Origin of the sequence: Flavobacterium soyae, from assembly GCF_045348165.1 — a bacterium.
GTDB lineage: Bacteria > Bacteroidota > Bacteroidia > Flavobacteriales > Flavobacteriaceae > Flavobacterium > Flavobacterium soyae.
This window is the reverse complement of sequence record NZ_CP150845.1, coordinates 5,221,201-5,243,968: the sequence shown is the minus strand read 5'-3', so window position 1 is coordinate 5,243,968 and position 22,768 is coordinate 5,221,201. Positions and strand designations below refer to the sequence as shown.

General features: G+C 34.0%; 18 protein-coding genes. 6 read left to right on the top strand and 12 right to left on the bottom strand.

Annotated features, from left to right (window positions below):
• From AABD74_RS21690 to AABD74_RS21680, 3 genes are all read right to left on the bottom strand, one after another.
• On the bottom strand, positions 1-765 hold the full coding sequence (locus AABD74_RS21690) for an MBL fold metallo-hydrolase (protein ID WP_406844270.1): 765 nt from the start codon (positions 763-765) through the stop codon (positions 1-3).
• Positions 766-873: 108 nt separating this feature from the next.
• Positions 874-1,560, bottom strand: a complete 687-nt coding sequence (locus AABD74_RS21685; protein ID WP_232678928.1) for a response regulator transcription factor — start codon at positions 1,558-1,560, stop codon at positions 874-876.
• Entirely contained in the window at positions 1,557-2,822 is a 1,266-nt protein-coding gene (locus AABD74_RS21680; RefSeq protein ID WP_232678930.1) for a sensor histidine kinase KdpD, read from the bottom strand. Before AABD74_RS21680 ends, AABD74_RS21685 begins: the two co-directional genes overlap by 4 nt.
• A gap of 164 nt (positions 2,823-2,986) precedes the next feature.
• On the opposite strand from AABD74_RS21680, the gene AABD74_RS21675 reads away from it, so the two are divergent.
• Positions 2,987-3,400, top strand: a complete 414-nt coding sequence (locus tag AABD74_RS21675; RefSeq protein ID WP_232678932.1) for a DUF1573 domain-containing protein — start codon at positions 2,987-2,989, stop codon at positions 3,398-3,400.
• 56 nt (positions 3,401-3,456) lie between these two features.
• On the opposite strand, the gene AABD74_RS21670 is transcribed toward AABD74_RS21675, so the two are convergent.
• Positions 3,457-3,954: a C40 family peptidase gene (locus tag AABD74_RS21670; RefSeq protein WP_232678933.1), complete on the bottom strand. Its 498-nt coding sequence runs from the start codon at positions 3,952-3,954 to the stop codon at positions 3,457-3,459.
• A 252-nt stretch (positions 3,955-4,206) separates the two neighbouring features.
• Between AABD74_RS21670 and AABD74_RS21665 the strand changes: the two genes are divergently transcribed.
• From AABD74_RS21665 to mgrA, 4 genes are all read left to right on the top strand, one after another.
• Entirely contained in the window at positions 4,207-5,298 is a 1,092-nt protein-coding gene (locus AABD74_RS21665; RefSeq protein ID WP_406844269.1) for a GDSL-type esterase/lipase family protein, read from the top strand.
• Entirely contained in the window at positions 5,288-6,667 is a 1,380-nt protein-coding gene (locus tag AABD74_RS21660; protein WP_406844268.1) for a sialate O-acetylesterase, read from the top strand. The genes AABD74_RS21665 and AABD74_RS21660 overlap by 11 nt, the downstream gene beginning before the upstream one ends.
• Positions 6,668-6,837: 170 nt before the next feature.
• Complete coding sequence (bglX, locus tag AABD74_RS21655) at positions 6,838-9,135, top strand: beta-glucosidase BglX (protein ID WP_406844267.1); 2,298 nt, start codon at positions 6,838-6,840, stop codon at positions 9,133-9,135.
• 337 nt (positions 9,136-9,472) lie between these two features.
• Positions 9,473-10,429, top strand: coding sequence for an L-glyceraldehyde 3-phosphate reductase (gene mgrA, locus AABD74_RS21650; RefSeq protein WP_406844266.1), 957 nt, complete (start codon positions 9,473-9,475; stop codon positions 10,427-10,429).
• 172 nt (positions 10,430-10,601) lie between these two features.
• Here mgrA and AABD74_RS21645 read toward each other — a convergent pair whose 3' ends face one another.
• The 8 genes from AABD74_RS21645 to AABD74_RS21610 all read right to left on the bottom strand — a co-directional run bounded on the left by AABD74_RS21645 (position 10,602) and on the right by AABD74_RS21610 (position 21,437).
• A complete protein-coding gene (locus AABD74_RS21645) occupies positions 10,602-12,581 on the bottom strand; it encodes a glycoside hydrolase family 97 protein (protein WP_406844265.1) in 1,980 nt (659 codons plus the stop codon).
• Between the two features lie 95 nt (positions 12,582-12,676).
• The gene (locus tag AABD74_RS21640) at positions 12,677-13,963 is read right to left on the bottom strand and encodes a beta-mannanase (protein WP_406844264.1); all 1,287 of its coding nucleotides are present in this window, start codon (positions 13,961-13,963) and stop codon (positions 12,677-12,679) included.
• A gap of 123 nt (positions 13,964-14,086) precedes the next feature.
• Positions 14,087-15,322 (bottom strand): glycoside hydrolase family 26 protein, encoded by a 1,236-nt coding sequence (locus AABD74_RS21635; RefSeq protein WP_406844263.1) that lies wholly within the window; start codon positions 15,320-15,322, stop codon positions 14,087-14,089.
• Between the two features lie 8 nt (positions 15,323-15,330).
• Positions 15,331-16,353: a carbohydrate binding domain-containing protein gene (locus AABD74_RS21630; RefSeq protein WP_406844262.1), complete on the bottom strand. Its 1,023-nt coding sequence runs from the start codon at positions 16,351-16,353 to the stop codon at positions 15,331-15,333.
• A 47-nt stretch (positions 16,354-16,400) separates the two neighbouring features.
• Positions 16,401-17,591, bottom strand: a complete 1,191-nt coding sequence (locus AABD74_RS21625) for an AGE family epimerase/isomerase (protein WP_406844261.1) — start codon at positions 17,589-17,591, stop codon at positions 16,401-16,403.
• A 5-nt stretch (positions 17,592-17,596) separates the two neighbouring features.
• Positions 17,597-18,787 carry a glycosidase gene (locus AABD74_RS21620; RefSeq protein WP_406844260.1) on the bottom strand — a complete coding sequence of 397 codons (1,191 nt, stop codon included), beginning with the start codon at positions 18,785-18,787 and terminating at the stop codon, positions 17,597-17,599.
• 27 nt (positions 18,788-18,814) lie between these two features.
• Entirely contained in the window at positions 18,815-20,206 is a 1,392-nt protein-coding gene (locus AABD74_RS21615) for an MFS transporter (RefSeq protein ID WP_406844259.1), read from the bottom strand.
• A gap of 103 nt (positions 20,207-20,309) precedes the next feature.
• On the bottom strand, positions 20,310-21,437 hold the full coding sequence (locus AABD74_RS21610) for a glycoside hydrolase family 26 protein (RefSeq protein ID WP_406844258.1): 1,128 nt from the start codon (positions 21,435-21,437) through the stop codon (positions 20,310-20,312).
• Between the two features lie 306 nt (positions 21,438-21,743).
• Between AABD74_RS21610 and AABD74_RS21605 the strand changes: the two genes are divergently transcribed.
• Positions 21,744-22,622, top strand: coding sequence for an AraC family transcriptional regulator (locus tag AABD74_RS21605; RefSeq protein WP_232678961.1), 879 nt, complete (start codon positions 21,744-21,746; stop codon positions 22,620-22,622).
• Positions 22,623-22,768 lie beyond the last annotated feature (146 nt).

Below are 22,768 nucleotides of genomic sequence, written 5' to 3'. Positions count from 1 at the left end.
TTAATAATCTACACTAGTTCCGTCACTTGGGATAGCAACTTTAGACAAAAGATTATTTTCAGTCAGTGCTTTTCTTAATTCTTCGCGAGTTGTTGGGCAGTGATTTAAAGCTTCAAGATGATTGGCAAAAACTTTTCCGGGTGCAAGAGTGGTAAACTTCAAAATATCATTGATTCGCATTAACAAAGGCTGTCCAATATCTAATCTGGCAGTTCCGCAGGCAACTGTTGCAATATCTGGTTTAAGTTCAATTAATGCTTTTTGAACATCATCTGTAAAAATAGTATCAGAACTTATATAAATTGATTTTTCGTTTGGAAGTTCGATGTAAAAACCCATTACATTTCCCATTAATCTGGCAATAAATCCGTAACCATGAAGAGCGGGAATTCCAATGATTTTTCCACCTAAAAAAGGCTGAGGTTCCCAATAATTTAAAGTCTGTACAATATTAAGTCCTCTTTGCTGCAAAACTTTTTCATCTTTTGCGCTGCAAATTACAGGAAGGCTTTTTCGTCTCAAAAATACTTCCCCGGCTTTATCTATATGATCCGGGTGTAAATGCGTAATTAAACAATGCGTGACATTACTCAAAATTTCCCTGCTGTTTTTAGGCAGGGCCACAAGTGGGTTTCTTTTGGGTTTATAACGAAAAATGGTGAATGGTGCGATCGTTTTTCTTTTTCCTAACATCGGATCGACAAGAATAACATGCTCTTCTGTCTCAATTACCAATGTGGCATTTCGCAAATGATGTATTTTCATATCTGGGAAAATTAGAACTTAAAAATACAAAGATTTTTCAAAATCTATTTACAGATTTTTCTTTATTTTTAACAGAATTGTTATTATTTGCAAGAATACACGTTACAATTATGCTATAGAAAATCTAAAACCAATTCCGTGCAGGTTTTCAATGGAAATACCTTTTTCGTTTGATAAAATTTTACGCAGACGCGAAATAAAAACATCAAGACTTCTTCCCATAAAATAATCATCAGTTCCCCAGAGTGCAGTTAAAATCTGCTCTCTTTTTAAAACTAAATTCTTATTGTCAAGAAACAATTTTAGCAATTCGGCTTCACGCTGTGTAAGACCGACCTTTTCTTCATCGTTAAAAAGAATGAAATTTTTAGTGTCAAATTGATATTTTCCAATTTCGTAAACCGATTTTTCGACTTTATTGTTTTTCTGGGAGCGTTTCAGAAAAACTTCAATTTTTAATATTAATTCTTCAATGCTGAAAGGCTTTACCAAATAATCATCGGCACCAAGGCGAAGCCCTTTTATACGGTCTTCTTTTAAAGTTTTAGCCGAAAGAAAAATAATGGGAACATCAGTATCAATTTTTCTAACTTCTTCAGCCAATTCAAAACCATCCATTTTTGGCATCATAATATCAAAAATACAAATGTCAAAATCTTCATTTTTAAAAGTTTCCAAACCAGATTTTCCATTCGTACAATGAATCACTTCATAATTATTCTGCTCCAGATTATCTTTGGTCAAAAACGCCAGCGTTTCATCATCTTCGGTATAAAGTATCTTGAAATTTTTCATTTTTTATAAGGAATTGACAAAGTTATAGTAACCCCGTTTTCAGTATTATTTTCAGCTTTTATTTTCCAGTTCTGTAAATTACAAATTTCTTTTACATAATATAAACCAAGTCCAAAACCATTCACTTCATTACTCTTTTCGTTTTGTATGCGGTAAAATTTATCAAATATATAAGATAATTTTTTAGTAGAAATACCAATTCCGTTATCTATAAACTCTAATTTTAGAATTGAATTTTCTTCAATAATTCTAATCGTAATTTCTGGCTTTTTATTGCAGTATTTTACTGCATTATCTAAAAGATTATAAACTAGATTGGCAAAATGAAAAACATCTGTGTCTAATAGATATTCTTTTGAAGGACTTTCAATTTTAATAACCGTTTCGGGATATTTTAACTGAATATTTTCAATCGCTTCTTCAATAATCGGAACAATTAAAACCGGTTCTTTTTTTAATTCTAAAGGTGTATGATCTGATTTTGCAATATTTAAAATCTTCTCAACATGATGATTCAGTTTATTACTTTGATTGATAATAATCTCCGTATAAGTATGCAGTTTTTTATCGTCTTTAATCGGATTTTGTTCGCTTAAATATTTCGAAGCAATTAAAATGGATGACAAAGGCGTTTTAAATTCATGCGTCATATTATTGATAAAATCACGCTGTAATTCAGAATATTTTTTTTGCTGTAAAAGTGTAAAAATCGAATAAACATAAATCAACAAAATCAAAATCAACATAATCGAAAGCACAAACCAAAAGCGCATCGAACTAAATAAATAAGTCGTTTCGTTAGGAAAACGAACCGCAAAATAATAAACTAGATTTTTATGCTTGGGGAAATAAACGGTCTTTTTGCATTCAGATTTTTTTTTCGACAAAGAAATGTAATCGCCGTAAATCATCTCATCACTCTGACAATTGTACATCGCATATTCAAAATCCGTCGTAATATTCATTTTTTTGAATTCTGTTTTTAGATAAAATTCTAAAATATCAGGTTCAAACTCATTATCAACATTTACGATATAATAATCATTTGAAATTTTCTGCACAGGACTTTGTGCCGGCAGTTCGTGGCTCGTTCCTTCATACAATTTTTTGGCTACTTCAAGAAGAGCAATATGGGCTTTTTGACTCAGCTTTTTCTGCTCTATCGTAAAAGCTTCTTTTGTCCATAGCAATTGCGCCACCAAAATACTAATAATGGCGACCAAACCCAGGACTATAATACTATTGAGTTTATTAATTTTCAAGAAAACAGACTTTTGAGAGTGTAATATTAATCAAAAATATAGTTAAAAACAGCGATTAACAAGTCATTAACAAACATTTGAAACCGGTTAACAGCGATTCTTTTTTGTCTGAATTACCTTTGTAATATAAAATTTGAACTATAAACCATATAATATATTCAACTATGAAAATCATTAAAATTTCTATGCTGGTTTTGGCTTTAAGCCTAATGTCATTTTCGGCAATTGCTCCGGTAAAATCATTAGTTTCTGAAACAAAAGTTACTGCAGCTGAATCGACAATTGTTTGGAAAGCTGAAACAATCGATGTTGGACAAATTCCGCAGGGAACTCCAAAAGTCATTGTTTATGAATTTAAAAACACAGGAAAAACGGCCGTTGTAATTACACAAGTTCAGGGATCATGCGGCTGTACAGCTACAGACTATACAAAAGAACCAATTTTGCCTGGTAAGTCTGCAAAAGTTACAGCAACTTACAACGCAGCAAACAAAGGTGCTTTTACAAAAACGGTTACTGTAACGACAAGCGCTGAAACAGCTCCAAAAATACTTACGTTAAAAGGAACGGTTATTTAAAATAAAGGTTAGTTATAAAGTGGAAGCTCCAAATATGTAATGTATTTGGAGTTTTTTTATTTAGAAATTACATCGATACATTTATAAAAACGTTTCGTATAATGTTCTGTATTGAGTTCAGTAATAGTAACCTGCTGTGCTTTTCCAGATGATGCATGAATAAACTTAGACTGCATTCCATTGGCTTCGCAAATTATTCCGAGATGTCCAATAACCGTTTTGTCTTTATATCCGTAAAAGACCAAAACATCACCAACTTTAAAATCTTCAGGTTTTAGAGGTGTTCCCAGATTTTTATAACTGCTCGAACTTCTGGGCAGTGTCATACCGAAATTACTAAAAACATAACTTACAAAGCCAGAACAATCAAACCCTTTTTGCGGATCACTGCTTGCATATAAATAAGGAGTTCCTAAATATTTTTTTGCAAAAACGATTATAGAATCACGATCAATTGTTGATTGTTCTTTTTGAATTTGAATTTTGTCTTTCTTTTTTATAGTGAAAGATGAAACTAAAATCGAAATTAATAATATTGAAATGTAATTCTTCATTTTAAAATTAATATTTAGCTAAACTGTTTTAATAACCCATTTTATTCAAAGAAAAAAAACTTTGAACCTCTGTTTCTTTTGAGTTTCTAAACCTCAAAAAAATAATTGCTAAAGATACTTCGTAAGAATTTAATTTCAAATTACAAACGTTCTTTTGGTATTTTTATATTGCTTTTTGATATTTTAGTATCTTTCTGTGTAATGTATTTCAAATATATTTGTGAATCGTATTTATATTTTAACAAATAAATTATGTTTCTAAAAAAAAATGCACTTTTAATTCTGTTTTTGCTGATTTCAATTATTTCGACATCTCAAAATCAGAATACTTTTCTTTATGCAGGACGAGTTGACAAACTTCAGAACGGTCAGGTTATTTTAATCGGAACTGCTTCTTCGGTTTCATTTAACTTTACGGGAAAAGAATGTTCAATTTCACTTCAAAGTGTCGATTCGTATGAACCCCATAATTATGTTCAACTGGTTTTAGACGGAAAATATATTGGGAAAATTAAAATTGAAAAAGGAGAAATTCAGTCATTTCCAATAAAAGTGAGTTCAAACAAAAAACAGCATCATTTAGAAATTTATAAAAATACCGAAGCGCAAAGCGGTAATATTTTGTTTGCCGGAACAACAGCCAAACTGACTTCAATTTCCTCAAAAAAGAAAAAGAAAATTGAATTTATAGGCGATTCGATTACTTGTGGTGCGGCGAGTGATCCATCAGATATTCCGTGTGATAAAGGCGAATATATGGATCATCATAACGGTTATTATGCTTACGGCCCTAGACTTTCGAGAGCAATTGGTGTTGATTATTTAATGAGCTGTGTTTCAGGAATTGGAATTTACAGAAATTGGAACGACGAAAACAAAGACGAAGCCATAATGCCGGATATTTATCAAAATTTATATTTAACCAAAGATCAATCAAAACCAAAATATGATTTTGCTTTTCAGCCAGATATTATAAGTATTGCTTTAGGAACAAATGATTTTTCTGGCGGAGACGGAAAAAAAGAACGTCTGCCTTTTAATCCGGAAAAATATGTTTCGAATTATATCAGCTTTATAAAAATGCTTTATGAGCATAATCCGAAGGTACAGATTGTGATTACAAATAGTCCGATGGTAGGTGGAGAAAGAGCCATTGTTTTTGAAGATTGTCTGAATAAAGTAAAAAAAGCTTTTGCAGAAGATAAGCAGCACAAACCAATTCAGATTTTCAAATTTAAGCCAATGACACCTAAAGGATGTACAGGACATCCAGATGTTGCAGATCATAAAGTTTTGGCAGATGAATATGGACCATTTTTAAAAAAGCTGTTAAATGAGAAATAATATACTTAAGCTTGTCTTCTTTTTTATGATTTCTAATATCATAACAGCAAATGTTACGCTTCCGAATATTTTTGGAGATAATATGGTTTTACAGCGCAATTCTGAAGTGAAAATCTGGGGCTGGGCAAATCCGAAAGAAGAAATAAAATTAATTTCGAGCTGGAACAATCAGGAATATAAAGTTCTAACAAGTAATCAGGCAAAATGGGAACTTGTAATTAAAACTCCAGAAGCTGGCGGACCTTACACAATTTCTATAAAAGGGTATAATGAAGTTGTTTTAAAAAATATTTTAATTGGCGAAGTCTGGATTTGTTCCGGGCAATCCAACATGGAAATGTCGGCAAGCTGGGGAATTGATAATGGCGATGAGGAAGTAAAAAATGCCGCAAATCCTAATATTCGATTTTTTACAGTTTCTAAATCTACAGCAGCAAGTCTACAGAATAATGTATTGGGAAATTGGGTTGAATCGACTCCTGAAACCATGAAGTATTTCAGCGCCGTTGGTTACTTTTTTGCTAAACGCTTACGCGAAGATTTAAAAAATGTTCCTATTGGATTAATTTCATCTAACTGGGGCGGAACTCCGGCTGAAATCTGGATGCCGGAAGAAGCTGTTCAAAACGATCCGGTTTTACTGGAAAATGCTAAAAAACTAAATGAGCAGGAATATGGCCCGCACCAGCCCGGCCGTGCTTACAATGCTATGATTGCTCCAATTGTTGGATTTAAAATTGCAGGAGCAATTTGGTATCAGGGAGAATCAAATGTTGGTTCTCTGGTTTACGATAAAACGCTTTCAGCTTTAATTACTTCATGGAGAAAAAACTGGAATGACGAATTTCCTTTCTATTTCGTTCAGATTGCGCCTTATAAAACAGGAACAAATAATTTCTCAAATGTTACGGTTAGAAATTCTCAAAGAAAAATTCTGAAAGAAGTTCCAAAAACAGGAATGGTTTTAACTTCTGATATTTCAGATACGATTGATATTCATCCAAAAAATAAAAAATCAGTTGGAATTCGTTTGGCAAATTTGGCTTTGGCTGAAGTTTATAAAACCAATTCAAATTTGGTAAACGGTCCGTTTTTCAAAGAAATAAAAATCGATAAAAACAAAGTGACAGTTTCTTTTGATTATGCTGAAGGATTGTATTTTAAAGATAAAAAATCAAATCAGTTTGAAGTCGCCGGAGCCGACGGAGTTTTTGTTCCTGCCGAAGCTTCAATAAAAAATAATCAAGTGGTTTTGACAAGTAAAAAAGTACCAAACCCGGCCAAAGTGAGATTTGCCTGGGGAAATACAATGCAGTCAGATTTGTTTAATAAAGCCAATTTACCTGCTTCTTGTTTTACTACAGAGTGATTTGATTTTAGATTTTTTGCCCACAGATTTTACTGATTGAAGGGATTAACACTGATTTTTTGTTTGCTTTTGTCAGGCTGAGTGAAGTCGAAGCCTCGCAAAGATTAGAAAAAACTTAGAACCTTAGCATCTTAGCTCCTCAGAATCTTAAAAAACTAACTAAACCACATATGAAAAATAAAAGAATAATAATTATTGGGATTTTGTCCCTGTTTACTGTTGGAAATATGAATGCACAAAAAAAGCCGTATCTGGATAAAAATAAAACTATTGAGCAAAGAATTGATTTGCTTTTGCCTTTGATGACTTTGGAGGAGAAAGTGGGGCAGATGAACCAGTACAATGGTTTTTGGGATGTTACTGGACCGGCTCCAAAAGGCGGAACGGCTGAATTAAAATACGAACATTTAAGAAAAGGATTAGTTGGATCAATGCTTACGGTGCGCGGCGTAAAAGAAGTTCGTGCTGTACAGAAAATTGCGGTTGAAGAAACACGTTTGGGAATTCCGCTTATTATTGGTTTTGATGTAATTCATGGTTATAAAACGTTAAGTCCAATTCCGTTGGCAGAAGCAGCAAGCTGGGATTTAGAAGCGATTAAGAAATCGGCGGCCATTGCAGCAGATGAAGCTTCGGCATCTGGAATTAACTGGACATTTGGTCCAAATGTAGATGTTGCGAATGATGCACGCTGGGGACGTGTGATGGAAGGTGCGGGAGAAGACCCGTATTTGGGAAGTAAAATTGCAATTGCGAGAGTAAAAGGTTTTCAAGGTGAAACGATTGCTGATCTTCAAAAAGTAAATACAATTGCGGCTTGTGCAAAACACTTTGCGGCCTACGGTTATGTTGAAGCAGGTTTAGAATATAATATTGTGGATATCAGTAATTCTAAATTGTATAATTCAGTTTTACCTCCTTTTGAAGCTACTGTTCAAGCCGGAGTTCGTACGTTTATGAATTCGTTTAATACTTTAAACGGCGTTCCGGCAACCGGAAATGCGTTTTTGCAAAGAGATATTTTAAAAGGAAAATGGAAGTTTGACGGATTTGTAATTTCAGATTATGCTTCGATTCGTGAAATGATTGCACACGGTTACGCAAAAGATGAAGCCGATGCAACTGCTAAGGCCGTAATTGCGGGCTCTGATATGGATATGGAATCGTATTTGTATGTAGCGAAATTAGTTGATTTGATTAAACAGGGAAAAGTAAAAGAATCTTTGATTGATGATGCCGTTCGCAGAATTCTTCGTGTAAAATTTGAATTAGGTTTGTTTGATGATCCGTACAGATATTGTGATGAAAAACGTGAAAAAGAAGTTGTTGGAAGTAAAGCTAACAACGAAGGCGTTTTAGATATGGCTAAGAAATCTATTGTTTTATTGAAAAATGATAAAAATTTACTTCCGCTAAAAAAATCAGGACAAAAAATTGCTTTGATTGGTGCTTTGGCAAACGATAAAAACAGTCCGCTTGGCAGTTGGAGAATTGCTGCAGATGATAATACGGCTGTTTCGGTTTTAGAAGGAATGCAGCAATACAAAGACAATCAATTGGTTTTTGAAAAAGGAGCCGATTTATTGAAACAAAAAGCAACTTTCTTAACCGAAACGGTTTTCAATACCACTGACAAAAGCGGATTTGAAGCTGCAAAAACAGCCGCTAAAAATGCCGATGTTGTCGTAATGGTTTTAGGAGAATATGGTTTCCAGAGCGGTGAAGGAAGAAGTAGAACGGATCTTAATCTGCCAGGATTGCAGCAAGAATTATTAGAAGAAATTTACAAAGTGAATCCAAATGTGGTTTTGGTTTTAAATAATGGACGTCCGTTGAGTATTCCGTGGGCTGCAGAAAATGTTCCGGCAATTGTTGAGGCCTGGCATTTAGGAACTCAGACAGGAAATGCGGTTGCGCAGGTTTTATATGGAGATTATAATCCGAGTGGAAAACTGCCAATGTCCTTTCCAAGAAATGTGGGTCAGGTGCCAATTTATTACAACAAATACAGCACAGGAAGACCAACAGACAGTGATAAAAATGTTTTCTGGTCGCATTATATGGATGTAGAGAAAACACCTCAATTTCCGTTTGGTTTTGGATTAAGCTATACCAAATTTGATTATAAAAACCTGAAGTTAAATAAACCTTCTTTCGCAAAAGGAGAAAATGTGCAAGTAAGCGTCGAAGTAACAAACTCAGGAAATTATGACGGAAAAGAAGTAGTTCAGTTATATATTCATGATGAATTTGCAAGTATCATCCGTCCGATTAAGGAATTAAAAGGCTTTGAATTGGTAAATCTGAAAAAAGGAGAAACTAAAACCGTAACTTTTACTTTAACTAATAAGGAACTCGGTTTTTATGATAACGAAGGAAATTATTTAGTAGAACCTGGAACTTTTAAAATTATGGTTGGAGGAAGTTCTGATAAAGGTTTACAAGATGGTTTTGATATAAAGGAATAGACGTTTTTGCCGCAAAGACGCTAAGGCGCAAGTTTTTTTAATCTCGCGAGTCGCAGAGCCGCAAAGTTTTTTTTAAATTTAAGATTAATAGCGTCCAGCTTTAGCTGGATGAAAAATATTAACGCAATCAAAAGGGCTTTAGCCAAACCTACAAAGTTTGGCTAAAGCCCTTTGTAACTTCCAAACTTATTCCCCAGCTAAAGCTAGGGGCTATTCAAAAAAACTCTGCGGCTGTGCGACTTTGCGAGATTAAAAAAATACAACTTTTGAATTAATAGCTTTTGATATTTTTCTACCTTTAAATTCTATTTAAAACTTCAACCTTTAAACTAAAACAATGAAATATAACAGATGCGGAAAAAGCGGTTTATTACTGCCTGAGATTTCCTTAGGATTATGGCATAATTTCGGTTCAGTTGATAATTTTGAAAATGCTGAATGTATTGCCGTAGAAGCTTTTGATAAAGGCATTACTCATTTTGATTTAGCGAATAATTATGGACCGGTTCCGGGTTCTGCCGAGGAAAATTTTGGTAAAATATTATGGCATAATTTTCAGGGAAATCTGCGTGATGAAATTGTAATTTCTACAAAAGCCGGCTACACCATGTGGAATGGACCTTATGGAGACTGGGGTTCCAGAAAATATTTATTGTCAAGTTTAGATCAGAGTTTGAAAAGAATGAATGTTGATTATGTCGATATTTTTTATTCGCACCGCCCTGATCCGGAAACGCCGATTGAGGAAACCATGATGGCTTTAGATCACGCTGTTAGAAGCGGAAAAGCTTTGTATGTTGGAATCAGTAATTATTCGGCAGAGCAGACCCGCGTTGCGGTTGATGTTTTAAAACAATTGGGAACGCCGTGTTTAATTCATCAGGCAAAATATTCGATGTTAGAACGCTGGGTCGAAAATGGTTTGTTAGATGTTTTGGAGGAAAAAGGAGTGGGATGTATTGCGTTTTCGCCTTTGGCACAAGGACTTTTAACAGATAAATATTTAAACGGAATTCCGGAGAATTCAAGAGCGCATAATCCAAACGGGCATTTGAAAGAAAATGAAGTTACCGAAGAACGTATTCAGAAATTAATTCAGCTGAATGAAATTGCTCAGAATAGAAATCAGTCTTTGGCTCAAATGGCATTGGCCTGGCTGCAAAAAGACAAACGAATTACCTCCGTTTTAATTGGTGCAAGTTCTGTAAAACAATTGTGCAATAATATTGACTGTCTGCAAAATACAGCATTTGCAGCAGATGAATTGAATGTAATTGAGAAAATATTAGCGTAAAATTTTTTGTAATATGTGTGAGATGTGTTTTGTGAAATGTAAACACATTTATTCAACAAACGTATATCGTAGAGACGCACAGCAGTGCGTCTACGTTCAGTTTATGTTCTAGTATTAAACCCGACAGTTTTTTAAAACCTGTTGGGTTTAGAAACGTATAGAAAACGAATGTTTATTTTATAATCATCGCCAGCCCACCGCCGCTTGCTAATCGATAGGTTAATTTAGTTGATGAATCGATTGTAACGATTTCTTTTTTATAATCGGTAGCGGCTTTGTCAGCGTTTAAACCGTCTGAGAAAATTTCGGCCTGGAATTTTTTGCCTTTTTCAAGGAAAGAAAAATCAATTGTAATATCTCTGGAATCCCAATTTGTAATAGAACCTAAATACCAAGTGTCTGCTTTTTTTCTGGCAATCGTTACAAACTTTTCAACTTCGCCATTTAAAGAAACTGTTTCATCAAAAGTAGTTGGGATTTTAGCAATAAAATTGGTGCTTTCCTGTTCTTTCATATAAGCAGTCGGGCTGTCGGCCATCATTTGCAAAGGAGCCTCAAAAATGGTGTATAGTGCCAGTTGATGGCATCTGGTTCCCTGACTCATCGGATTAGAATGACTTGGCTTGAATTCGCTTTTTGCGGCGTTTCGCATGGCTCCGGGTGTATAATCCATTGGACCTGCCATCATTCTGATGAATGGGATTGTACAATCATACAAAGGAACATCATCATTTGGTGTCCATTTATTGTTCTCTAAACCTTTAACACCTTCAAAATTTAGAATATTCGGATAAGTTCTCTGAATTCCGGTTGGTTTATACATACCGTGAAAATCAATAATCAATTTATGATTTGCTGCTTTTTGCGCAATATCATAAACCGAATTGACCATTTTTGCATCGTCACGATCAATAAAATCTACTTTAAAACCTTTTACACCCAATTTTGCATAATTGTCAAAAACGCCATCAATATTTTCATGCAAAGCCATCCATGAAGCCCACAAAATAATTCCAACATTTCGTTCTTTTGCATAAGCTATTAAAGCTTCTAAATCAACATTCGGACTGTGTTTCATAATGTCGGTTTCTACACTCCAGCCTTCATCTAAAACTACATACTCAACTTTGTTTTTTGAAGCAAAATCAATGTAATACTTATAAGTCTGTGTATTGATTCCGGCTTTGAAATCGACATTGTAAATATTCCAGTCGTTCCACCAGTCCCAGGCAACTTTTCCGGGCTTTATCCACGAAATAGCCGCAATTTTTGAAGGCTCAGATAATTTTTGAACCATATCATTATTGGCTAAAGCCGAATCATTTTCAGAGATTACGATTGCTCTCCACGGAAAACTTCGTGTTCCTTTGGTTTTAACCAAATAATCAGCTCTTTCGGTAATTAATTTGTTGAGGTAATTAAATCCGCCGTTGGTTTCCTGAAGCGGATATTTAGAAAAACGAGATTCAAAACCTGTTTTATTTTTATTATTCGTTACAAATAATCCTGGATAATCTTCCAGACCGGCTTCCAGAAAAACGGCTTTTTTATGATTTTTATAATCAATTAAGAAAGGTAAAAAGGCAAGAGTATCTTTTGTAAATTCGCTTATTTTTTTGTTTTCATAATGCGATTCAAACGAAGAAATATATTGATCTTTTGGATTTCTTAAATCTCGAACGTAAGGTATTAAAGTATTGTAATCCTGATCAAAATTTAAAGAAACTTCCTCGGATTTTACTGTAATATCTTTTTTCTTTTTTGTGATGAAACGATATGCAGCGCCATCATCAAAAACCCGGAATTCAATACTAAAATCATTTCTGAAATTTATAGTCAGCTGATTGTATTTATTTTTGACTGTTTTCTTTTTATACAAAGGAGTTTCAAATGAAGAATCTGAACTTTCTTTTTTCGAATTTACAACAACTGAATTTTTTCCTAAAACTATATTTTCGTCTAAAGTCATTGACATATCAGAAGGTGCAAGGATCAAATCTTTTTCATGCGAAATTGTCCATGAAATTTTATCATTGACAGTAATTCTGATATCGATTTTCCCATTGGGAGAATTTAAAACGAAATCTTGTTTCTTTTGTGAGAAAGAAAGATTAAGTAACAAAAAACAAGAAAGAACTAATACATTTTTCATGCTGATATTTTTTAAACCATATAAGTATAATATAAGTTTTTTAAAAAAGGGGCGTACTAACTTTATAAACTTAAATCACTTATATGGTTGAGAAATTATTTTTTCAACTGTAAATTGTATTTTTTTACAATCTCTAAAGTCGATTTATCTGAAGAAAAAACAGAATTCAAACCCTGTGGTTCCTGCGGAGGATCTGTTGTTAAGGGATCACCCGGATTCCATTTTCCGTCTTTGTTAATTGCTTTTCCTTCACCGCCAAATCCCCAGAAATTGGCTGCTTGCAGCGTACCATTATTTTTAACGCTTTCGGCAACTCGGCCAAAAATATAATTATAGAAAACATCCCGGTTTGCAACAGAAGATCCGGCAGTTAAATTTTCGTTTTCTCTTGGCAGACCAAATTCTTCTATAATAATGGGGCGCTTTAAATTGTTTGCCACTTTTATGTGATCGTCAATATATTTTCCGGCATTTTCTAAGGTAGCAGGTAATGTTTTTTCGGCATTATCTGCTTTAAACCAATTCCAGTTTTTTGGCCAAATATGCATCGTCAAATAATCGATATTCGGATTCTGATGTGTGCGTTCAAAAATTTCCATGCTGTCATTTGAACTGTTTTTGCCTTCAGAACCGGTCGAAATTAAGTGGTTTTTGTCTAGGCTGTCAATTAAATTGACAATGTTATTTAGCCAAACTGTGAATTTTGCTTCGTTCTCTGGCGTAAAAGTTCGGGGTTCATTTCCAACCTGCCACGCCATAATGGTATTGTCTTCGGTATATTTCTTTTTTGAATAGGAATTTGTTCTCCCGATAATAAATTTTACATGATTTTCTAAACCGTTCATACAAGGCTCGCAGCTATGAAATTGTTCTGTATACGACATAAATTGAGGCCACGTATTGGGTGGAATTGCCGGAACAGGAATAGCACCTTTTCCATTCCATTCTAAATATTGTGACATTCCGCCAGACCATTCCCAGTTGTTTGTCAAATATAAAACGGCATACATTTTACGCTTGCTCATTTCGTTGATTAAAAAATCAAGTCCGTCAAGTAAATCTTCGTCATATTTTCCCTGCTCATATTGCAGTGCCGGACGAACAGTAAAATCGTATTTTCCACCGTCACCGCCAACTAAAATTCGCAGATTATCGATTCCGTTTTTTTTCAATAAATCAAGTTCTCTAATTAATCTTTTTCTGTCGCCTGCTTTTTTGGATGCCAATAAACTTCCGTACCAATAATTGGTTCCAATGTAAGCGTATGGTTTATTACCTTTATAAAATTGGTTTCCTCTTACAGTAATTCTTTCCTGTGCCTGACAAGCGATTACGGAGAAAATTAAAGCAAAGCTGAGGTGTTTTAGAAATCTGTTTTTCATATGATATTTTGTTAGAACTTAATGTAAAACTGGACTGAAGTCCAGCTCTGCAATATTTGGCCGAGCCTTTGGCTCTTTTTTCTGCGTCGCACAATCTGCTAAATCTGCGTGCCGTTAAAAATGCTATTTCGGCATTTCATACATTTTTGGCAGGGAATTCAATAACGCCGATTTTGTTTTGGTACTAAAAGTTTTAAAATCTGCGGCATTCGAAACAGAACCATTTGGAACATAATACCCGTCGCTGTTGTTGTTCCAAAACATTACATAACTTACCTGAATATCGTTTGCTGTTAAAGCATCATATAAATAAGTTGAAAACCAGTTTGTAACTGGCGGAATTGAACTTGTAACTCTGTAACCTGTTTCGGTTAAAGCGGCAATTTTTACTTTGGTTTTAGCAATGTCAGAGATCATTTTTAGTTTTGCATTGGCTTTGCCAGAACCTGTAGAACCTTGATTAGCAAAATCTCCGTAATTGTCCATTCCCAGAATATCGACATATTTATCACCCGGATATCGGCTTAAATAACTGCTTTCTGTTGCATATGAATTGTCTGGAGAAAAAGCGTATAAAATGTTGTGTACGCCTTTTGTGTTTTTTAAATAATCAACGGTAAATTGATATGCTTGTTTGTATTCGTCGGCAGTGCAGTAATTAGCGCCCCACCAAAACCAGCTTCCGTCGAATTCATGAAAAGGCCTGAAAATTATCGGGATTAATTCACCATTCGAGCCTTTGAAGTTTAAAACAACGCTGGCGACTTTGTCCAATTTTTTCTTGTACCATTCGTGATTGGTTCCGCCGGGTAAAATGCTTTTAAATGCTGCGGCTTTTTCCTGAGCAGACATATCAGCAGCATAAAAAGATTCGTCTTTAAAAGGTTCTCTTATATGCCAGCTGAAAGTATTGATTATACCTTTTGCGTAAGCGGCTTTGACATCGCTTGTAATTTTTATTTCTTGCTGATAAAACCAGTTATCTGCCTGGTTGTTATTGTTTTTATCGGTAATAAACATAAAATCTGAACCTAAAACGGCAGGATCGTAACCTGTATTTTTTTTAATATCAGAATCTCCTCCGGCATCTTGATAAAAGCTGTTAAAGGCATCCTGCTGACCAATTGCCACTTTTGTTTTTGCCAGCCTTTTTAAGTTATAAAATAAAGCCACGGTTTCTTTAGTAGCATTTGCATCAACCATATAAGTGGCAGCATTTTGCGTTGTTAACGGGTCGCTTTGTGTTGGCGGATCTACTATAACTATAGTTTCGTCCTCTGTTTCTTTATCTGAAGAACAGCTTGCAAATGCTAAAATTGATAAGCTGGCAAGTACTGTTTTTATAAAATATTTTTTCATTTAGATTTTTATTTAGAGACTTTAATCTCGATATTATCAGCTAATAATGTTCCTGTACAATTGCTTAGGGCAATCATAATTCTGTATTTAATTGCCCCTTGGGGAATTGTAAATGTTTTTTGAAATGATGTCCAGTCTGTATTGCCGGTTACAGTTGCAGCCACCATATCTTCCTGTGCTTTATGGTCTTTGTCATTTTTAAATTCGATAATAATCATACCATTATTCCAGCTGTCTTTTCCTTGTTTAATGTTTTTTGCTTTTAACCATCCTGAAATCTGTAAGCTTTTATCTCCGTCAGTGAGATCTGAAATTTGTTCAACAGCTTTCCACTCAGCAATATCCGAAGTTATTTCTAAAGCTGATTTTCCTTCTTTTTTATCTTCAGATGTAATTGAACCTGAACCATTCCATGGTGCTAAATTCTCTTCAAAATTGCCATTAAGAAATAGTTTTGGCGCTGAACTTAATTTTTCAGACTCACTTACTGCAGGCGTATTTTGTTTTATGTACTCTTCTTCTGAAAGAGTGGTAACTTTTACATCATCAAAATAAATTGTGCCATTGGTTTGTGCCAGAGCAAGCATAATGCGGACTTTTTTTGCTTCGTCTGGAACTTTTACAGTTTTTTTATAATTTGCCCATCCAGTCGTTCCTTTTACCTGAGCAAAAGTTTCGGATATAATTTCTTTATTTGCAGAATTTGTAAACGATGCAATTGCCGCACCGGCTTTATAAGCTTCTTTTTGCTCTTCGATACTTTCAGATTTAATCCAAATACTAAATTCTAAAGCATAAATGTTTTTTGGTATGTTTATAGTTTGATCAACAGCCTTCCATTCGGCACCAACAAATTGATTGATTGCAGCACAATTTTTTCCTGTTTTTTTATCATAAGGAGTAATATAGGCTGCGTCGCCGCCTTGCCAGTTTACAAACTCATATTCAAAACCGGGGTTTTTGACAAGATTACCTTGTGCATTTGTTATTGTAGTTAGAAATAATAAACTAAAAAGAATAAGTGTTTTCATAAGCAATATTTTTTAGTACAATAATTAATTTTGATTAGGAGAAGCTTTTAAGTTTTTATCCTCTTAATAAGTTCTAAACAAGCGCGGCCGTTATGATAAGGACATTTCCAGAATCCGGCTTTGTCTTTTTCGATTAAAGAATAATCGCTGTAAATTCCCCAAAACCATTCGCCATTTTTAAGATCGAGAATATGTTTTTTTATGAATTTCCAGTTTCTGAAAATAATATCTAAATAGTCTTCATTTTCGGTCAATTGATAAGCGTTGTAAAAACCAATTAAGGCTTCGGCCTGAACCCACCAATGTTTTTCGGCAATTAATTCCTTTTTTTCAGGATCAAATTCGTACCATAAACCTCCGTCAGAATCAAATCCTTCTTTGGTAACTTCGGCAATTTGAACGGCATGTTTTTTATAATTGGCAATTAAATTCTCCTCTTCTAAAATCTCGGCACATTGTAATAACAGCCAGGCTGCTTCAATATCGTGTCCGTATGAAATAACGTCCGGTTTTTCGATCCAGTTTTCATCAAAAAATAAACGAAGATGTCCGGTTTCGGTATTTATGAAATGTTTTTCTATCGTTTCTAGTAATTCAATACTGTCTTTTCGGAGCGTTTCATCTTTCCAGACTTTAAACAAATTTGCATAAGCTTCAATAATATGCAAATGGGTGTTCATTGTCTTTTTTTCGTTAGCATCTTTAGCGCTTAAACGCAAATCTTCAATGGGCTGCCAATCTCTTGTAAAGGCTTCCAGATAACCTTTGTTTATAGGATCGTAACTGTGTTCCTGAATTTTAAAATATAATTTTTTTGCTATTTCTAAAGCTTTTTCGTCTTTAGAAATAGCATAATATTCCGTTAAACCATAAATAGCAAAAGCTAAAGCATAGATTTGGTTTTTGGTATCTTTTGGGGTTTTATCAAAATTAATACTCCAAAAAAGCCCGCCAAATTCAGCATCATAAAAATATTTTGAAAGAAAATCAAAAGCCCTTTCAGCAATTTTTTTATGATTTTCTTTTTTGGTAACCTGGTAACTTGATGAAAAAGTCCAAAGAATTCTGGAATTTAATACAGAACCTTTTTCTGCATTAGTAATAAGATGATCGTTAAAATCAATCTGACCAATAAAACCTTCGTTTTGAGTATCAAGTGTATGTTTTGACCAATAATTTAAAATGGAATCCAGCTCTGTTGTTAATTCAGATTTAAGCTGTTTTAAGGTTGTACACACGATACTTAAATTGCGTTATTTTTTTCGATCTGATTAATGATCGTTTCCACAGATCCAGCAGAAATAAATGTATCTGCGGGAGTGTTGGTAACATAATCAACTAATTTATCTACAGAGGAAACAGCAACGTGCATTCTTGTATCTGATGATGCATAATATACATAAACAGTTCCGTCAGTATCTTCAATCCATCCGTTTGAAAACAATACGTTTGACACATCACCAACTCTTTCAATTCCTTCCGGTCCCATAAAATGTCCGGCAGGAATGTGGGTTACTTTCGAAATATCGTTTAAATCTGTCATAAACATATACAAAGTATAGCGTAGTCCTGCAGCGGTATTACGAACGCCGTGTGCTAAATGCAGCCATCCTTTTTCTGTTTTGATTGGAGCAGGGCCAAGACCGTTTTTTAATTCATAAATGGTATGATATTGTTTGCCGAAGATGATTTTCTCCTCTTTTACAAGTGGATTTGTCATATCGTCAATATACCCTAAACCAATTCCGCCTCCGCTTCCAACGTCAATAAATCCGTCTTGCGGACGCGTGTATAATGCATATTTTCCGTTTACGAATTCCGGATGCAAAACAACATTTCGCTGTTGTCCTGTATTCGAAATTAAGTCCGGTAACCTTTCCCAATTTACTAAATCTTTTGAACGTACTATTCCTGCATTGGCAATGGCTGAACTTGTATCACTTTTTGGTGCTTTTGGATCTTTTCTTTCAGTACAAAAAATGCCATAAACCCAGCCGTCTTCATGATTGACCAAACGCATGTCGTATACGTTTGTATCTGGCTCTGAAGTTTGCGGAATTACGCATGGTTTATCCCAAAACTTGAAATTATCTACGCCGTTTGGACTTTCGGCAATTGCAAAAAATGATTTTCTGTCGATTCCTTCTACACGAACTGCAAGAAGATATTTTCCGTTCCATTTCATTGCTCCGGCATTGAAAGCGGCATTTACCCCAATTCGTTCCTGTAAAAAAGGATTTGTTTTTTCGTTTAAATCAAAACGCCAGTTCAACGGAACGTGAGATGCCGTAACAACAGGATTTTTATAACGTTTATAAATCCCGTTTCCAGCCTTTTCTTCCGGTGCATTTTTTTGTTCGATTAGTGCTTTATGTTCTTTTTCTAATGCTGCTTTTCGATCCAGAAAAGTAGTCGAAGAGGTTATTGTTGTCATATTTTTGATTCGGTATCTGATTTGTTTTTATTTTGTTTGATGTCTTTTTTCGTTTAAATCTTGTTCTATTGTCTGTAGTTTTTCTTCGGATAAAGGATAGAATACTATAAAAGCGACTGATATTGCCGCTGCGATTGCAGGAAGTATACTTAGCATTAATTGAATTCCGTTTTGGGTTACGGCAGTTTGTTCAACATTTGCCTGAAAACCATAATAACCTAAAAGCCATCCGGTTCCGGCACCGCCAATAGTCCATCCAAATTTTTGTGACATTGATGAAGCTGAGAAAACCAATCCGGTTGCCCTGCGGCCTTGTTTCCATTCTGAATAATCGGCACTGTCTGCATACATTGACCAGATTAACGGGAAGATACAGCCTGCACAAATACTTATTAAAGCCTGAAAACTCATGATTAGGAAAACATCTTCTTTTCCGAAGAAATAGAAAACTAAACTTAAAATTGAGGCAATTGTCATTGCGCCAAAGAATGTTTTCTTTTTACCAATTTTATTAGCGATTGGAGTAGCGATAATTACACCAATAATATTAGCTGCCTGACCCAAAACCAAATAAATAGAAGTTGGTGTCATATGGAAATCTGTTCCAAAAAGTGAAAAATCAAAATTTACAGAACTGCTTACATAATATTTAAAATAGTAAACTGCGGCTCCGTCTCTGATAGAGTTGAAAACTAAAGTCCCGATTCCGGCACCTAATAAAATCCACCACGGTTTATTTTTTAATAAATCTTTTAAATCTTCTTTTAGATTAGATTGCTCATTTTCGATAGGTTTTACCCTTTCTTTTGTAAAGAAAAAACAAGCCCAGAAAAACGCTGTTGTAATTACTCCAAAAACGGTAATTGTTGTGATCCAGCCTGTTTTAGAATTTAAGCTGCCGCCAAAATAATTTACAAGAGGTTCAATTAACCAAAGTGCCAAAAGACTTCCGCCAAAGGCAAAAACCATTCTGTAAGATGATAATGTGTTTCTGTCTTTTCGGTCAGATGACATTACGCCCAAAAGTGATGCGTATGGAACGTTAATTAGTGAATAAATCATCATCATTAACGAATAGGTTACGTAGGCGTAAATTATTTTTCCTTTTTCGTCAAAATCCGGCGTGTAAAAAGTCAAAACTCCAATTACGGCAAAAGGAATCGCAACCCATAAAAGATAAGGTCTGAATTTTCCCCATTTAGTTTTTGTTCTGTCGGCAATGATTCCAACAATTGGATCAAAGCAGGAATCCCAGATTCTGGTAATCAAGAACATGGTTCCTACAACGGCAGGAGCTAATCCGAAAACATCGGTATAGAAAAACAAAAGATACATACTAAAGATTTTCCAGAACATTGAAGAAGCGGCATCTCCAAGCCCGTAACCGATTTTTTCTTTTAAACTAATTTTGTTGTGCATTGGTTGTTTTTTAAAGGTTGTAAAGTTTGTTTTTGGGGCAATTATTTTAGTGTTTTAAGCATGTTTCTATGTGCTGATTTTTTTGCACGCAGATGACTCAGATTTATTTGTTAATGTCTTTTTCGAACAGTGTTTTATCCATATTGTAATAATCAATGAAATCTTTTTCGCTTACCTGCCCTTTAAAAGGTGCATAATAATGCATTTTTTTCTCGTTTTCCTGCCAGCCGTGATTTCGCCATAAAAGGACATACGATATTTTATAATCGCCAATTGCTTTAGAGAAAGTTCCTGTCCACCATTTTGGATCTGGAACAGCTTCATAACCTGCTTCGGCAATGGCTATTAATTTATGTTTTTCAAGACCTATTTCATTTAAAATCTTAAGCTGGTTTTGAACTTCTTCAATAAACTTTATTCCTTCCTTATCATTATTATTTTGATAAGAATCGAAACTTAAAATATCGGCAAAATTATCTCCGGGATAATTCGCCAGAAAATCTTCTTTTGAGTTGAAACTGGAGGTATTGTAAACATAAATTAAATTATGTACACCTTTTTTCTGCAGGTATTCAAATGTAAATTTCCATACAGTTTTAAACTCATCAGATGTACATTTTCCTTTTCCCCACCAAAACCAGCCTCCTGAAAGTTCATGATAAGGTCTAAAAAGAATTGGAATATTTTTTCCTTTTTTATCTTTTAAGGATAGAAGGTAATTAGCCGCTTTATCTAACCATGAAACATATTTTTGATGATTTTCTCCGCCTGGTAAAATAGTTTTTAGAGAATTTGGTGTATTATCCCAGGCATTTTTTCCTGTTACAGGATTATCAAAATGCCAGCTTATTGTAGAAATCCCCCCTCTTTCATTGGCTTCAATAATATATTGTTTCATTTTTTCGAATGGAATTCCGTCTATATTATTTATATCATCTTTTTCCAGACCCGCAAGATCCCAGCCATAAACTGCAGGATAGTCTCCCACAACATCTTTTATGTCGCTTCGTTCGTTTTCATATTTCCAGTTTACTCCATACGCTAAATCGTCCTGATGACCAAAAAGATAACCCTTTTTAATGAGTTGATTCAGTTTTTTATACAGTAAAACTGTTTCAGGGGTTGCTTTTTTATCTGAAAGTGACAAATTTGTATTACTATTAGTATGCTGTGCAGAGCAAGAGGTTCCTATTAATGCGGAGGCTAAAAGCTTAAAAAAGTATTTTTTCATTTTTTGAAAATATTGTTTTTCAGCACATTTTCAGCTTTTGGTTAGAAATTGCTGTCTTATTGTTGAAGCTGAATTTATCTATTTATAATTCGGTATTGTTTTCCTGATAAAATTATTAAAACTATAAAAAGTTCAAGTATTAAAAATGATTAATGTTTATTATTAATACTGATTTTGTAAAGTTGATAATTCTATTTTTCAAAGATAAATGTATGTTTATAGCGTAATTAATATTATTTTATCAATTATATATCATATTATTGCAGAAAAAAATCAATTGATATTTAGATAAAATAGTTTTAAGAGATGAGTACTGCTAAAAATTTTTATAGAGAAATCGCCCCGCTTTCAGCCGGAGATAGTTTTTTGGTCTTTGACAGGGTTAAGGATAGTTTTGATTTTCCTGTTCATTACCATCCCGAATTTGAGATTAATTTTATTTTAAATGGAAAAGGAGTAAGGCGTGTAGTGGGAGATAATATTGAAGAAATTGATAATGTAGAATTGGTTTTGATTGGGCCAAATTTATATCACGGCTGGGAATTAAATAAATGTACTAACAAAAAAATACACGAAATTACGATTCAGTTTCATAATGATTTATTTCATGAATCACTGCTTGCACGACGAATCATGAATCCAATTCGTGATATGTTTAATAGGTCTATTCACGGAATTTTATTTTCTAAAAAAGCTGCCGAAGAATTAACTCCAAGATTGGTAAGTCTTTCTAAATTAGATGGTATGGATTATTTTCTGGAAATTACTTCCTTGTTATATGATCTTGCTAATTCTAGAAATCAGCGATTACTTTCTACTTATACTGTTGACTATGATAAGTTCGATGATTACGATAAAATGAAATTGGTTTATGAGTATGTGCAAAAACATTTTGCAAATAAAATTACTTTAGAGGATGTGGCAAATGTTGCTAGTATGTCTGTAATTTCGTTTAATCGTTTTATTAAAAAACGCACCGGAAAAACTTTTGTAAACTATATTAATGACATTCGTATTGGATATGCTGCACGCTGGCTTGTTGAGAAAGATTTGAGTGTTTCTGAAGTGGCTTTTAAATCTGGCTTTAATAATATTGCAAACTTTAATCGTAGTTTTAAAGCTATTAAAAATTGTACTCCTAGTCAATATCGTGAGGATTTTTCTGGATTAAAACGTATTTTGTAGTGATACTTTTTTTGCATAAGTAAATATTATTTTTAACGAAAACGTTTGATTTTTATGATTTCGTTAACTTTTCTGTATAATAGTGGTTGTTAAGGGTTGTTTCATTGTGAATAATTCATTTTTTACTTGATTTTATTTTATTATGT

Bases quoted from the DNA above. Each gene is read 5' to 3' on its own strand.
- AABD74_RS21690 (WP_406844270.1), bottom strand. From the start codon at position 765: ATGAAAATACATCATTTGCGAAATGCCACATTGGTAATTGAGACAGAA.
- AABD74_RS21685 (WP_232678928.1), bottom strand. From the start codon at position 1,560: ATGAAAAATTTCAAGATACTTTATACCGAAGATGATGAAACGCTGGCG.
- AABD74_RS21675 (WP_232678932.1), top strand. From the start codon at position 2,987: ATGAAAATCATTAAAATTTCTATGCTGGTTTTGGCTTTAAGCCTAATG.
- AABD74_RS21670 (WP_232678933.1), bottom strand. From the start codon at position 3,954: ATGAAGAATTACATTTCAATATTATTAATTTCGATTTTAGTTTCATCT.
- AABD74_RS21665 (WP_406844269.1), top strand. From the start codon at position 4,207: ATGTTTCTAAAAAAAAATGCACTTTTAATTCTGTTTTTGCTGATTTCA.
- AABD74_RS21660 (WP_406844268.1), top strand. From the start codon at position 5,288: ATGAGAAATAATATACTTAAGCTTGTCTTCTTTTTTATGATTTCTAAT.
- bglX (WP_406844267.1), top strand. From the start codon at position 6,838: ATGAAAAATAAAAGAATAATAATTATTGGGATTTTGTCCCTGTTTACT.
- mgrA (WP_406844266.1), top strand. From the start codon at position 9,473: ATGAAATATAACAGATGCGGAAAAAGCGGTTTATTACTGCCTGAGATT.
- AABD74_RS21645 (WP_406844265.1), bottom strand. From the start codon at position 12,581: ATGAAAAATGTATTAGTTCTTTCTTGTTTTTTGTTACTTAATCTTTCT.
- AABD74_RS21640 (WP_406844264.1), bottom strand. From the start codon at position 13,963: ATGAAAAACAGATTTCTAAAACACCTCAGCTTTGCTTTAATTTTCTCC.
- AABD74_RS21635 (WP_406844263.1), bottom strand. From the start codon at position 15,322: ATGAAAAAATATTTTATAAAAACAGTACTTGCCAGCTTATCAATTTTA.
- AABD74_RS21630 (WP_406844262.1), bottom strand. From the start codon at position 16,353: ATGAAAACACTTATTCTTTTTAGTTTATTATTTCTAACTACAATAACA.
- AABD74_RS21620 (WP_406844260.1), bottom strand. From the start codon at position 18,787: ATGACAACAATAACCTCTTCGACTACTTTTCTGGATCGAAAAGCAGCA.
- AABD74_RS21615 (WP_406844259.1), bottom strand. From the start codon at position 20,206: ATGCACAACAAAATTAGTTTAAAAGAAAAAATCGGTTACGGGCTTGGA.
- AABD74_RS21610 (WP_406844258.1), bottom strand. From the start codon at position 21,437: ATGAAAAAATACTTTTTTAAGCTTTTAGCCTCCGCATTAATAGGAACC.
- AABD74_RS21605 (WP_232678961.1), top strand. From the start codon at position 21,744: ATGAGTACTGCTAAAAATTTTTATAGAGAAATCGCCCCGCTTTCAGCC.